General features: G+C 33.9%; 13 protein-coding genes. 6 read left to right on the top strand and 7 right to left on the bottom strand.

Annotated elements, in window-relative coordinates; all coding sequences use genetic code 11:
- Window positions 1-43: 43 nt before the first annotated feature.
- Complete coding sequence (locus IEV10_RS05415) at window positions 44-1,483, top strand: SLC13 family permease (RefSeq protein ID WP_188373665.1); 1,440 nt, start codon at window positions 44-46, stop codon at window positions 1,481-1,483.
- A 116-nt stretch (window positions 1,484-1,599) separates the two neighbouring features.
- Complete coding sequence (locus tag IEV10_RS05410) at window positions 1,600-2,052, top strand: Na(+)-translocating NADH-quinone reductase subunit F (protein WP_188373664.1); 453 nt, start codon at window positions 1,600-1,602, stop codon at window positions 2,050-2,052.
- Window positions 2,053-2,122: 70 nt separating this feature from the next.
- Here the strand turns inward: IEV10_RS05410 and nqrF are convergent, their stop codons facing one another.
- From nqrF to IEV10_RS05380, 6 genes are read right to left on the bottom strand one after another with little or no spacing between them, the layout of a single operon-like run.
- Window positions 2,123-3,436, bottom strand: coding sequence for an NADH:ubiquinone reductase (Na(+)-transporting) subunit F (gene nqrF / locus IEV10_RS05405; protein WP_188373663.1), 1,314 nt, complete (start codon window positions 3,434-3,436; stop codon window positions 2,123-2,125).
- A 1-nt stretch (window position 3,437) separates the two neighbouring features.
- Window positions 3,438-4,160 carry an NADH:ubiquinone reductase (Na(+)-transporting) subunit E gene (gene nqrE, locus IEV10_RS05400; RefSeq protein ID WP_188373662.1) on the bottom strand — a complete coding sequence of 241 codons (723 nt, stop codon included), beginning with the start codon at window positions 4,158-4,160 and terminating at the stop codon, window positions 3,438-3,440.
- 33 nt (window positions 4,161-4,193) lie between these two features.
- Window positions 4,194-4,838: an NADH:ubiquinone reductase (Na(+)-transporting) subunit D gene (locus IEV10_RS05395; protein WP_188373661.1), complete on the bottom strand. Its 645-nt coding sequence runs from the start codon at window positions 4,836-4,838 to the stop codon at window positions 4,194-4,196.
- Between the two features lies 1 nt (window position 4,839).
- Window positions 4,840-5,586, bottom strand: a complete 747-nt coding sequence (locus tag IEV10_RS05390) for a Na(+)-translocating NADH-quinone reductase subunit C (RefSeq protein ID WP_188373660.1) — start codon at window positions 5,584-5,586, stop codon at window positions 4,840-4,842.
- A gap of 2 nt (window positions 5,587-5,588) precedes the next feature.
- A complete protein-coding gene (locus IEV10_RS05385) occupies window positions 5,589-6,797 on the bottom strand; it encodes an NADH:ubiquinone reductase (Na(+)-transporting) subunit B (protein ID WP_188373659.1) in 1,209 nt (402 codons plus the stop codon).
- Window positions 6,797-8,149 carry a Na(+)-translocating NADH-quinone reductase subunit A gene (locus IEV10_RS05380; RefSeq protein ID WP_188373658.1) on the bottom strand — a complete coding sequence of 451 codons (1,353 nt, stop codon included), beginning with the start codon at window positions 8,147-8,149 and terminating at the stop codon, window positions 6,797-6,799. The genes IEV10_RS05385 and IEV10_RS05380 overlap by 1 nt, the downstream gene beginning before the upstream one ends.
- A 185-nt stretch (window positions 8,150-8,334) precedes the next feature.
- Between IEV10_RS05380 and IEV10_RS05375 the strand changes: the two genes are divergently transcribed.
- The 3 genes from IEV10_RS05375 to apaG all read left to right on the top strand — a co-directional run bounded on the left by IEV10_RS05375 (window position 8,335) and on the right by apaG (window position 11,485).
- Window positions 8,335-9,582: a type IX secretion system plug protein gene (locus IEV10_RS05375; RefSeq protein ID WP_188373657.1), complete on the top strand. Its 1,248-nt coding sequence runs from the start codon at window positions 8,335-8,337 to the stop codon at window positions 9,580-9,582.
- Between the two features lie 82 nt (window positions 9,583-9,664).
- Window positions 9,665-11,062, top strand: coding sequence for a pyridoxal phosphate-dependent decarboxylase family protein (locus IEV10_RS05370; RefSeq protein WP_188373656.1), 1,398 nt, complete (start codon window positions 9,665-9,667; stop codon window positions 11,060-11,062).
- 36 nt (window positions 11,063-11,098) lie between these two features.
- Window positions 11,099-11,485, top strand: coding sequence for a Co2+/Mg2+ efflux facilitator ApaG/CorD (apaG, locus tag IEV10_RS05365; protein WP_188373655.1), 387 nt, complete (start codon window positions 11,099-11,101; stop codon window positions 11,483-11,485).
- On the opposite strand, the gene IEV10_RS05360 is transcribed toward apaG, so the two are convergent.
- On the bottom strand, window positions 11,482-12,489 hold the full coding sequence (locus IEV10_RS05360; RefSeq protein WP_188373654.1) for a DUF6695 family protein: 1,008 nt from the start codon (window positions 12,487-12,489) through the stop codon (window positions 11,482-11,484). The genes apaG and IEV10_RS05360 overlap by 4 nt on opposite strands.
- Window positions 12,490-12,659: 170 nt before the next feature.
- Between IEV10_RS05360 and pruA the strand changes: the two genes are divergently transcribed.
- Entirely contained in the window at window positions 12,660-14,285 is a 1,626-nt protein-coding gene (gene pruA, locus IEV10_RS05355; RefSeq protein WP_188373653.1) for an L-glutamate gamma-semialdehyde dehydrogenase, read from the top strand.
- The last annotated feature ends 58 nt before the right edge of the window (window positions 14,286-14,343 follow it).

Below are 14,343 nucleotides of genomic sequence, written 5' to 3'. Positions count from 1 at the left end.
GGCTAATATTAGAAGTTTCGTATTTAATTTCTATTTTTAAGTCATGAGCAACCACCCATTATCAAAACGTATTGGCCTTTTTCTTGGGCCAATCCTATTTTTAATCATTCAATTTTCATCATTACACCTCATATCTGAAGCTGCAGATACAGTTATTGGCGTAGCAATTTGGATGGTGATTTGGTGGATTACAGAAGCTGTTTCCATATCAGTTACAGCACTTTTACCACTTCTATTGTTTCCGTTGTTTAAAATAATGCCAATGGCTGATGTTGGTGCAAACTATGGCAGCCCAATAGTGTTCTTATTCTTTGGGGGATTTGTTTTGGCTTTAGCCTTAGAAAAGGTAAACCTTCATAAACGTATAGCCTTGACGATAATTAATCTTACTGGCACTTCTCCAAATCGAGTAATTCTAGGATTTATGATTGCTACAGCTTTTATGAGTATGTGGATTAGTAATACCGCTAGTACCGTAGTTATGCTTCCTATAGCCATGTCTGTAATTAACCTTTTAATAGACGATGAGGATGGCTTTACAAAAGCCGATAAAAATTTTGCACTAAGTGTTATGCTAGGTATTGCATTTGCTGCGAATGCTGGCGGAATAGCTACAGTTATTGGCACGCCACCAAACTCTGTATTGATAGGTTTATTAGAAAACGAATACAATATGGAAGTTTCATTTGCAAAATGGATATCATTTGGATTACCATTTTCAGTCGTATTAATAACTATAATATATTTGGTTCTAGTAAAGTTTTTATTTCCATGTAAAGGTTTAGTATTTGGTGCATCATCATCTGTAGTCTCAGATGAATTAAAAAAATTAGGAAAGCTAACACTAAAAGAGCGTCATGTATTAATCATTTTTACAGTTATCGTTTCGCTATGGATTTTTAGAGGTCTTATCAATTCACTATTACCTAATTTAAAACTTTCAGACACGATGATAAGTATCTTTGGTGCAATCTCCCTATTTGCCATACCGCATAACTTAAGCAAAGGCAATTTTGTGCTAAAATGGGAAGACACAAAAAAATTGGCTTGGGGCATTCTCATTTTATTTGGAGGTGGACTTGCATTAGCCAAAGGCATGTCTGAAAGTGGCATTGTAGATGTGGTTGCCAATGGCATCTCTAGTGCAAATATTGGCACACTAATTACCGCTTCTTTACTCATTTTACTCATGCTATTTATGACTGAATTAATGAGTAATGTTGCACTTACCGCAGTTCTAGTTCCTGTAGTGGCGGGTATAGCTATTGGATTAAATATTCCTATTTTACATTTATTGATTCCGGTAACAATCGCAAGTAGCTGTGCTTTTATGTTGCCTATGGCTACACCACCAAATGCTATAGTTTTTGCTAGTGGTTTTATTAAAGTACATCAAATGGCTCGTGCTGGTATTATCTTGAATTTGATTTCTGTAGCCTTATTGATCTTATTATTTCAGTTTATAATGCCACTTTTGTTTTAAATAATACAGATTTTAATACCGTTAATAAAAGATTGAAAGAAATCATCTACAAACCTTAACACCCAAACACTCAATTTTTTCGTATCTTAAATGTCCGAAAAAGAAAAATTGAGATTATGAAAACTTCAAAACGCTTCGAAGCTGCTATCGAAAAACTCTATATAGCGTTTCATAACAATACTCTAAATCCCGAATGTTGTAAGCAATGTGCAGTGGGAAATATTTTGAACAATACCGAAAGTTGGAAGTACTTATCAGACGACCATGGTTCTTTAAATTTGAACTATATAGGACAGTTTCATCAAAATCTTGGACGCCGTTTTAATGGATATACACCATTAGAGTTATTGACGATTGAATCTATTTTCTTAAAGGCTTGCGGTTATAAGTTACCTCTACATCATAAAAACGGAAGACCTGATAATATAACTGACAAGGATGTTTTGTTTAAAGGATTGTCTGCTGTAATATCGCATTTATGCAGACTTGAAGGCTTGGCAAATATTATGGATTATTCTAAGCTATTTGAATACGAAAATAATAAGCCTAAATATCAATTATCCTTTTAAAATTTATAAACGTATCTAAATAAAAAAGCCCAACAGTTGTTGGGCTTTTTATGTATTGAAAGTTTAGGGCTTATCCGCCAAAATCATCGAATCTAATATGCTCATCTGGGATTCCAAAATCCTCTCCCATTTTCTGTACCGCTTGGTTCATTAATGGTGGTCCACAGAAGTATAATTCAATATCTTCTGGGGCATCATGATGGTTTAAGTAATTATCTATTACACAATTGTGAATGAACCCTACAAAACCATCACCAGTTTCGTCATTAATATCTTTTTTAACTTTCCAATTATCAGACTCTAATGGCTCAGATAATGCCATATAAAACTTAAAATTTGGAAAATCTCTCTCTAAATCTCTAAAATAATGAATATAGAATAATTCGGCTTTAGAACGTCCTCCGTACCAATAGGTTACTTTACGACCAGTTTTAATGGTTTTAAATAACTCATATAAATGTGAACGCATTGGTGCCATACCTGCTCCACCACCAACATAAAGCATTTCACTATCTGACTCATTGATGAAGAATTCTCCATAAGGTCCTGAAATAACTACTTTATCACCTGGTTTTTGTGCAAATATATAAGACGATGCGATACCTGGATTTACATCCATCCATTGGTTTTTAGATCTATCCCACGGCGGCGTTGCAATACGCACGTTAAGCATAATTTCACGTCCTTCAGCAGGATAAGAAGCCATAGAATAAGCACGTTCGATTGTTTCGTCATTCTTCATAACTAATGGCCAAAGCCCAAATTTATCCCAATCTTTCTTAAACTTTTCTGGTTCACCTGGATGGTCAGTTGGGTGCGCTGAAATATCCATATCTGAATACTTGATTTCACATTGAGGAATTTCAATCTGAATATATCCACCAGCCTTATAATTCATATCTTCAGGAATTTCAACTACAAATTCCTTAATAAATGTTGCCACATTATAGTTACGAACAACAGTCGCTTCCCATTTTTTAATACCAAACACTTCTTCAGGAATTGTAATTTCCATATCCTGCTTTACTTTTACCTGGCAAGATAAACGAGCGCCGTGTTGTAATTCTTTACGAGAAAAGTGAGGTGTCTCAGTTGGTAATGCTTCGCCTCCACCAGACAATACATGACACTCACATTGGATGCAAGTTCCACCACCACCGCAAGCTGATGGTAAGAAAATTTTATTTCCTCCAAGAGTAGATAATAAGGTTCCGCCTGAAGCTACTTCTATTTCACGTTCGCCATTAATCAAAATCTTTACTGGACCAGATGGCGATAGTTTTTGCTTTACAAATAGTAATAAACTTACCAACACCAACGTAATTAACAAAAACGCTGCTACAGTAGCTAATACTGTTCCTAATGTACTTGCTGCTAAAATCATATTAGTCTATAGTTTTTGTATTCTCAGCTAATTCCTTAACTGTTTCAGTTTGTTTTTCTTCTAGTCGAATGGCTTGCTCTGTCTTTGGAGTTTCTTCTTCATCACCTCCAGTTAACATACCACCAAAGCTTAAAAAGCCAATTCCCATTAAACCTGTAATGATAAATGTAATTCCTAAGCCTCTTAATGGTGCTGGCACAGCACTGTATCTAATTTTTTCACGAATAGCTGCAATTGCCAATATCGCTAAGAACCATCCAATCCCTGAAGATATGCCGTAATTAAGTGCTAAACCAAAAGTTTCTATCTCTCGAGATTGCATAAATAATGACCCCCCTAAAATAGCACAGTTTACCGCAATTAATGGTAAAAATATACCCAATGAATTATACAATGAAGGTGAAAATTTCTCTACTACAATTTCTACTAATTGTACCATTGTTGCTATCGTTGCAATGAACATGATGAAAGACAAAAAGCCTAAATCATAATCTGCATATTCAGGGCCTAACCATGTTAATGCTCCTGGTTGTAATAAATATTGATCTAATAACCAGTTTAATGGCACTGTAATAGCTAATACAAATATTACTGCGGCACCTAAACCTACTGCTGTTGCTACTTTTTTAGAAACGGCCAAATAAGAGCACATTCCTAAGAAAACAGCAAATACCATATTATCAATAAAAATGGATTTAAAAAATAATTCTAAATGTTCTATCATTTCCTTATGCTTTTAGAGTTGAAGCTATAACGCTTAATCTTCTATTAAATCTTTATTTCTGCTACGTTGCACCCAAATAATAAGTCCCACAATAATTAAAGCCATTGGAGGCATTAACATAAAACCATTATTCTCGTAACCTATTGAATATACACCTGTCTTCTCAATTGGATCTCCTAAAACAGGAATACCTAACAAAGTACCTGAACCTAATAACTCTCTGAAGAAACCTACGATAATAAGAATAACTGCATAACCAAATGCATTACCAATACCATCTAAAAAGGATTTCCAAGGGCCATTCCCTAAAGCAAAAGCCTCAAAACGTCCCATGATAATACAGTTGGTAATAATTAATCCAACAAATACTGATAACGTTTTACTTAACTCATAGGCAAAAGCCTTAAGTACCTGATCTACTATAATTACTAATGACGCTACAACGATAAGCTGAACAATAATTCTGATTTTTGATGGTATAATATTTCTTATTAAAGAGATAACTACGTTACCTATTCCTAATACAAACAATACAGCAATACTCATTACAATAGAGGCTTTAAGCTCGGCTGTAATGGCTAATGCAGAACAGATACCTAATACTTGAATTGTAATAGGATTATTATCTGCTAACGGGTCAGTAATTAACTTTGTATCTTTTTTTGACAGTAATCCCATATTATTTTAAAGTTTTAAAGTAAGGTAAATACAATTTTAAGTCTTTCTTAATCATTGCAGATACGCCATCTCCTGTAATTGTAGCTCCTGCTAAAGCATCAACTTCGTAATCGTCTTTAATTTTATTTGTTGGGTCATTGTTACCTTTTGCAACTGTAATCCCTTTGAACACACCTGCATCAGTTAATAAACGTTCACCATTAAAATCATCCATAAAATAACGTTGCTTAATATTTGCACCTAGACCAGGTGTTTCACCTTTATGATCAAAAAATGCACCTTGTACAACCATATCTGCATCTAGAGCTACATAGCCCCAAATAGCATCCCATAAACCTTTTCCTCTAATTGGTGCTACATAGAACGTCTTACCGTCTTTTTCCCCAACAAATAAAGGCAAACGTCTTGTTCCTCCATTTTTAGCTTTAGCTTGTTCTTTTTTAATATCAATTAAATAAGCTTTGTTATCTTCTTTAGCTTTTCCATTTTCGATAACTAATTGTTGCTTTATATACTTAGAAAATTCATCAGCAACTTTATCTGTAGAAACAAAAGTAATATCTCCTTTGTCTACATTACCATTAACACCCATTGCATAAAGGATGTTTTGTTGCTTTTCCATTCTTTCATTTTCATCAATGTTTGGAGCTAATGAAGAAGCTGTAAAGGCTAGTAATGAGCCAACAACTAAAACCATTATTACTGCAAATATGATGGTGTACGAATTTTTATCTGTATCAACTGCCATAATTATGCTGCTTTTACTTTTACACGTTTAAGTCTTCGCTTCACATTACCTTGTATCACATAGTGATCAATAGTCGGAGCGAAAACATTCATTAATAATATTGCTAAGAATACGCCTTCTGGGTATGCTGGATTAAATACACGAATCATGATAGAAATAAATCCGATTAAGAACCCGTAAATCCATTTTCCTTTATTTGTTTGTGCTGCAGTCACAGGGTCAGTTGCCATGTAAACTGCTCCAAATAAAATACTACCTATAATTAAGTGTTGCCAGAAAGGCACATTCATTAATCCGTAAAATTTACTTGATTCGCTAATCCATTCTGCAGAAACAACACCATTAAAGATTAAGCCCATTGTTAAGGCACCAATTAATGTAGAAACAATAATTCTCCAGCTTCCGATTTTAGTAAAAATCAAAAACAAGGCTCCAATGATGATTAAAAACTTTGACGTTTCTCCAACAGAACCAGGAATAATTCCCCAGAACATGTCCCAAATATCATGGCCTAAAGTGCCATTATTTTGAGCTAAACTTCCTAAAATTGTTTCCCCTGAATAGGCATCTGGTGTTCCGGTTGCCGCATTAGCACCATGAACCCAAACTTTATCACCTGACATCCAAGTAGGATATGCAAAGAACAAGAATGCACGAATAGTTAATGCTGGATTAAGAATATTCATTCCAGTACCACCAAAAACCTCTTTACCGATAACAACACCGAAAACAACTGCTACAGACAACATCCATAATGGAATATCAACAGGAACAATTAATGGTACTAACATACCAGTAACCAAATAGCCTTCTTCTACTTCGTGTCCTTTAATAATTGCAAAAATAAATTCTACTGCTAGACCTACACCATAAGAAACAATCACTAATGGAAGTACTTTCCAAAGACCAATAACTAAGTTATCCCAAGTCCAGAATGAAGCACCTAAAAAACCATCAGCAGACTCAATTAAACCTTGAGCTAAATAATGTTGATAACCCGCATTAAACATACCGAATATTAAACATGGCACTAAAGCCATGATTACTGTATTCATTGTACGTTTTAAATCATCAGCTGCCTTAATATGAGTTCCATTATGAGTGGTCTCATTTGGCATGTATAAAAACGTAAATAAAGCATTAAATCCAGGAAGCCATTTTTTATCCTGATTCTTAACTTTAAAATTGTGTAATTTTTGTTTTAAACCCATTATCCTATCTCTTTAAGCATTAAGTCTAATCCTTCTCTTATAATTTTTTGATGTGGTTGTTTAGACACACAAATAAACTCTGTTAACGCAAAATCTTCAGGAGCAACTTCGTACATGCCTAAAGCTTCCATTTCATCTAAATCCTTATACATACATGCTTTTAAGATTTGTAAAGGATAAATATCTAAAGGAAACACTTGCTCATAGTTCCCTGTAACAACAAATGCGCGATGCTCACCATTGGTATTTGTATTTAAATCATACTTCTTGTTTGGGGTTAACCAAGAAAAAGTAAGCGCTCTTGAAGGAGAAATTTTATTAAATACTGGTTTATTCCAACCAAAGAATTCGTAATCATCACCTTCTGGTATAACTGTTATTACATTGCTGTAATAATCTAAAATTCCATCGGGTTTTACTTCTTTTCCAGATAATACATTACCAGAAATAATTCTATCATTTCCATCCTTATCAACACCATTATCATATATCATTGTAGACACCTCAGCACCTATTTTGGTTTTAAAATAACGTGGCTTTTTAACAGAAGAACCTGCTAATGCAATTGTACGCTCTGCATTAAACTTACCTGTTAATAATAACTCGCCAATAATAACTAAGTCTTGGGCATTTACTGTCCAAACAACCTCACCTTTATTAACTGGACTCACCTTATTGATTAAAGTTCCTACATTTCCAGAAGGATGAGGACCAGAAACCATATAGATAGATGCATTATCTAAATTGGCTAAAGGCGAATTTGTACCTTTTCCAACCGAAATATGAACACCACCTTCTGTCAATTTTGAAAGTGCGGTAACCGCTGTTTGTAATTCTGCTTCTTTACCTGCTAAGGTAAAATCTAAATCAGCTGCTAATGGCGCAGAAGCATATCCTGAAATAAAAATAGCCTTAGGTGTATTGCTTGGATTAGCAACAACATCGTAAGGACGTTGTTTGATAAAAGCCCAACAACCAGAAGCTAACAAATGTGCTTTTAAAGCATCTGCATCTGAGTTTAAATCAAAACGACCATGGTCTACATAAGATTGCGCTTTATCAGCTGTTACTTTAATTGCCATGATACGTCGCCTTTCGCCTCTTAGCACTTCAGTAACTTCACCTGAAGCAGGTGAAACAAACTTCATAGCTTCGTTATCTTTATTAAAAAATAATGGTTCACCAGCTTTTACTTTTGTGCCTTCTTTTGCAACAAGTTTTGGTGTAATGCTGTGAAAATCTTCTGGCCTAACTGTGAAAGAATTGCTAATTATAGCATTTTCTGTGGTTTTTTCGGCTTCGCCAACCAATTTTATATCTAAGCCTTTTTTTATTCTAATGTCTTTTGACATATTTCTTAAGATTAGTTATCTAAAAAATCGGTGCAAAAATACGAATTAAAAGGGCAATTTTATACAATATATATTTGACATAATTTTATTTATAATTATTCTAAATAATATTTTTTTGAAGAAACTTTATAACTAAAATTAAAGGCATGGATTTTGATTATCTTTGTATGTCAATACATCTACGCATGATTAAAAAAACACTTTTTATATTATTTTTTCTGACTTGTCACATCATAAGTTTTTCTCAAACTGAAGAAGTATCACCTCCAGATTTTATAAAAACCATAACTTTTAAAGGCAGTACTAGTCAAGCTCAGTTACCTATACTCAGATTAGGAGAGCCCTTCAGCCTTGAATTTGATGCCCTTACAGGTAATGAAGAAGATTTCTACTATAAAATAGAGTATTTTGATTTTGACTGGAAACCTTCACAACTCGTCAAAGGAGAATATCTTAAAGGTATAGACAATGTAAGAATTATTAACTACCTCAATTCTTTAAATACGTATCAGATGTATTCGCATTACGATTTAAGAATCCCAAACCAACAAACTAGAGGATTATTAAAATCTGGCAATTACATGATTACCATCTATGACGATTATGACGAGGTCATGTTCTCTAGAAAGTTTATGATTGTAGAAGATGTTATTACCGTTGGTGTACAAGCAAAACGCACTCGTAATTTTGAAACTATTAATGAAAAACAAATTGTAAACATTAAAATTAATTCTGGCAGTACAAATCTTAACAATCCACTAGAAACTATTAAGACATTAATTATTCAGAATAATAATTTAAATACTGCCATATCAGACTTAAAACCTCAATATACAATTGGCAGAGAACTGATATATAGATATGATGACGAGGCCTCTTTTTGGGCAGGAAATGAGTACTTGAATTTTGAAACAAAAAATGTCCGTACTGCAAGTTTAGGTATTCAATTTATAGACCTAAAAGATTTATATCACAGTTATTTATTCAAACAAATAAGTAGAAAAAATAGACCTTACACCTGGAATCCTGATATAAATGGAAATTTTTTAGTTAATGTAATAGATGTTGATAATATTGATATCCAAGCAGATTATACACTAGTACATTTTACACTAAAGGAGAATGAGTTTGTAGACAAAGACGTATATGTATACGGCAACTTCAATAACTTTACTATAGAAGATATGACGCGTATGTTTTATAATAGAGAAAGCGGCAATTATGAATGCATCTTAAAGCTAAAACAAGGGTTTTACAATTATAAATTCGTTACAGTAGATTTAGATGGTAATTTAGATGAAGGCGCCATTAGTGGTAATTTTTGGCAAACAGAAAACAATTACAAAGTCTTAGTGTATTATAGAGACCTAGGCGCTCGCTTTGATAGGCTCATTGGATTTGGTGAAACCAACTCTGAACGCATAAGAAATTAAAATCTATTTTCTAAAAAAGAATATTGTAAGTATCTTGAACATTTTTAGACAAATACGCCATTAATACTACACTATTTTTAACATGCGACAAGACCTCAAACTATTTTCAGAATTATGTGATTTTTTATTTGAAGAGGAACAAAAAAACCCTGTTGCAGAACCAATTCCTACATCAGAGTTACATCAGAAATTAGATTTAAAACTCAATAATGAAGGTATTGTTGATCAGGCGTTAACAAGTACTTTAAAGTCGATTATAAAAAGCACACCAAAAACTGCTTCAAAATCTTTTTTTAACCAACTATTTGGAGGCCGTATTGGCAAAGCTGCTCTTGGAGATTTATTAGCAGTAATGCTCAATAACAGTATGTACACTTATAAAGTTGCTGGTCCACAAGTTGGTATTGAAAAAGAAATTATAGACAATATTTGCAGACTATCTGGTTATCCAGAAAATAGTGGCGGCACCTTAGCAGCAGGTGGATCTATGACTAACCTCATGGCCTTATTGATGGCTCGCGACTATAAATTTCCTGAAATTAGAACTCACGGAATTTCGCAAAAAATAACATTATATACTTCCGAAGCATCTCACTACTCTGCGTCAAAAAATGCTATATTAACAGGTATTGGAAGGCAACAAGTTCGTTATATTAAAACCAATAATCGAGGTGAGATGAGCGCTTCTCATCTAGAAAGCGTTATCAAAAACGATATTAAAGAAGGTTATAAGCCGTTTTTTGTAAATGCTACTGCAGGAACAACCGTATTAGGTGCTTTTGATGACATTAAATCTATAAGTGACGTATGCAAAACATACAGTTTATGGCTCCATGTTGATGGTGCTTATTGTGGCAGTGTCATTTTTAGCAAAACATATAAGCATTTGGCTAATGGATTAGAATTCTCTGATTCTTTTAGTCTAAACGGACATAAAATGCTAGGAACACCTCTAGGTTGCTCAATAATTGTTACTAAGCATAAGACACAACTTCATCGTTCATTTTCTAATGAAGCAGACTATCTATACCAAACAGATGGCGACGATTTTAACCTTGGTAAAACATCGTTGCAATGCGGAAGACGAAACGATGCGTTAAAATTATGGACCCTATGGAAATCTATTGGTACAAATGGCCTTGAACACATTGTTGACCACCAATTTGAATTGGCTCAAACTGCAAGAGATTATATTAATAATCATCCAGATTATACACTTTGTAGTTATGATAATTCTATTTCGGTTTGCTTCAACTACAAGGATATTCCAGCAAATATGCTCTGCACCGCACTCTATGAAGATTCTCAATTAATGGTAGGGTTTGGGAAATTTAATGACACAGAGTTTGTACGTATGGTTACCATAAACACTGTCTTAGAAAAAGAAGATATTATTAATTTCTTTACAACTATTGAAGCCTATGCATCTAAACATTTGTTAAAAAACGTTTCTTACAGTGCAACTTTAATTGACAAATAAAAAAATACCTTATCTTCGTATGGAACAAAAAAAGCAATGGTACAACAAGTTACGAGCGGAATTAAAATTTCGGTAGAAACTGATTTTGAAGGTACATTTTATAAAAACTATAAAATGAACTTCGCCTTCGCATACAAAATTACCATTGAAAACCAGAGTAAAGATGTTGTACAACTCAACTCACGTTACTGGAAAATTAAAGATGCCTTAAATAATATTGAAGTTGTCCGTGGTGAAGGCGTCATTGGACAAAAACCTATTATCCAGCCTGGAGAATCGCACACATACAATTCGGGATGTTTATTAACTTCTCCTTTTGGCAGTATGCATGGTTACTACAACATGGTTAATTTCTCGAACTCTAAAAAATTCAAAGTTTACATTCCTTCTTTTAAACTAAGTGCGCCTTTTTCACTTAACTAAGATTCAAAATGTTTCACAAATTCGAAACGAAATGTTTTTGAATTTTGTTGAATATGAAAGAATTTACAATTTGAATAGTGTATAAATTGATATTCCAAATCAATTTCAAACCCTTCAGAATCTATTTTATAAACACCATCGCAATCAATGTTTCCATAGGGTGAAACTCTTCTGAATCTATATTCGTCTTTGCCTCCTATATCATATATTTCAAACCAAGCACCAGCAGCAATACCACTTAACCACTGCGCATGATTTTCTTTTACATCATTATGCTTGGGTTGAATTGTACCTACTAAGCTTGGACTATACCCTTTTAGCACATCCAAAAACAAACGTCTATTCTCCTTACTAACAGTAGATGTAAACTCGTTTATTTCACCTTTATCCGAAACTCTATATACAAAATCTTCAGTATCTGCAATAACCACATTGCCAATTGTACTTGGCGTAAACCATTTAGATTTTATAAGCTTAGTTTTTAAGACATTATCAGTCACTGATGCGATTAAAGCATCAGTAACAAAACGTGCGCAATTACAGGCTTTACCAACAAAAGCTGCATAACGAATAAAACCTTCATTTTGCCGTTTTGTAATATGATGTCTTGCCAAACCATAATTTACCGAGTCACATATAGAAGCATACAAGTCACCATCGCCATGTGTTAATTTTGGATGTGTCGCCAAGAATTTTAAGACCTCATCAATATTCTGAATTTTATCATTTTTTATTTCTGCTTTTATAGGAAAATTGAGTTCAAAATCAGTTTCTCTACCTCTTACTCTTCCATTAGGAGACGCTGTTATATAACGACCAAAATCATGATACTCTAAAACACCTGTCTTTTTAGCAATCAAAACCAATGCTGCATGTCCTGCTCTTACATGTTTTTTATTCCCAATAAATACGAATCGTAGAAATTTTGAATACCATTCTTCAGCATGAGAAACAATGGTTTCGGGATAAGCCATTGTAATTATAAAGGCATCATTTTTTTGCATAAGAAAAATAAAAATATATCAAAGATAAGGAGTCTGTTTTGTGGGCATGAACTTACAAAATTTTATTTTGATATTCGCATTTCAAGTTACTTCAAAAAAACACTTTTGTTTTATAAATATTGTACCTTTGCACTTTCAAAAAAAATTCAAATTTTTAAAACATCATAACTATGGCAAACGGATTCTTTAATGTACCAGTAGCGGTAAATGAACCTGTAAAATCTTATGCTCCAGGATCACCAGAACGTGAAGCTGTTGCTGCGGCTTACAAATCAATGTTTAACAGTAAAGTTGAAGTTCCATTATACATAAACGGACAAGATGTAAAGACTGGAAACACCAGAACCATGTCTCCGCCACATGACCACCAACATATAGTTGGCGAATATCACTTAGCTGAAAAATCTCATGTTGATCAAGCTATAGCTACTGCATTAGAAGCGCGTAAATCTTGGTCTCAAATGCCTTGGGAACAACGTGCAGGTATCTTTTTAAAAGCTGCTGAATTAATTGCTGGTCCTTACCGTGCTAAGATTAACGCAGCTACTATGATAGCACAATCAAAAACGATACATCAAGCAGAAATTGATGCCGCTTGTGAGTTTATTGATTTCTTGCGTTTTAATGTTCAGTTTATGACTGACATTTACATGGAGCAACCAGAAAGTACTAGTGATGCATGGAACCGAGTTGAGTATCGCCCACTTGAAGGTTTTACATATGCTGTAACACCTTTTAATTTTACAGCAATTGCAGGTAACTTACCAGCTTGTATGGCCTTAATGGGTAATGTTGTTGTTTGGAAACCTAGTGACAGTCAAGTTTATTCTGCAAAAGTCATCATGGATGTTTTTAAAGAAGCTGGTGTACCAGACGGTGTTATCAATGTTGTTTTTGGCGACCCTGTAATGATTACAAATACTGTTTTAGCAAGTCCAGATTTTTCAGGATTACACTTTACAGGATCTACTTTTATATTTAAAGAATTATGGAAGCAAATTGGAGAGAATATCCATAATTATAAAACGTATCCAAGGATTGTTGGAGAAACAGGCGGAAAAGATTTTATCGTTGCGCACAAATCAGCAAACGCTAAGCAAGTAGCTACTGCCATTACTCGTGGTGCTTTCGAATTCCAAGGACAGAAATGTAGTGCAGCATCTCGTGCTTATGTGCCAAAAGGTATTTGGAATGATGTAAAAAACCATCTACTAGATGACATTGCTTCTTTTAAAATGGGCTCTCCTGAAGACATGAGTAATTTTATTACTGCTGTCATCCACGAAGGCTCTTTTGATAAATTGGCAACATATATTGATGGCGCTAAAGCTGATACTAATGCCGAAATTATTGCAGGCGGTAATTACGACAAATCTAAAGGTTACTTTATTGAACCAACAGTTATCGTAACTACTGACCCAAAATATACAACCATGTGTACGGAGCTTTTTGGTCCAGTAATTACTATTTATGTGTATGAAGATGATGCGTATTCTGAAACTTTAAGGTTAGTTGACGAAACAAGTGAATATGCATTAACAGGAGCAATATTATCTACGGACAGATATGCTGTTGAAGAGGCTACAAAAGCTTTACAAAACTCTGCAGGAAACTTCTACATCAATGATAAACCTACGGGTGCTGTTGTTGGACAACAACCTTTTGGTGGTGCCAGAGCATCTGGAACAAACGACAAAGCAGGAAGTGCACAAAACTTATTACGTTGGGTATCACCGAGACTAATTAAAGAAACATTTGTTACGCCAACAGATTATAGATATCCATTTTTAGGATAATCTAATCCTTATAATTTCCTAAAAAACCCTTTAGTATTTTACCTAAAGGGTTTTTTGT

Origin of the sequence: Winogradskyella haliclonae (assembly GCF_014635865.1) — a bacterium.
Lineage (GTDB): Bacteria > Bacteroidota > Bacteroidia > Flavobacteriales > Flavobacteriaceae > Winogradskyella > Winogradskyella haliclonae.
Note: the sequence above shows the minus strand (reverse complement) of the source record. Positions and strands in the feature narration are given on the sequence as shown.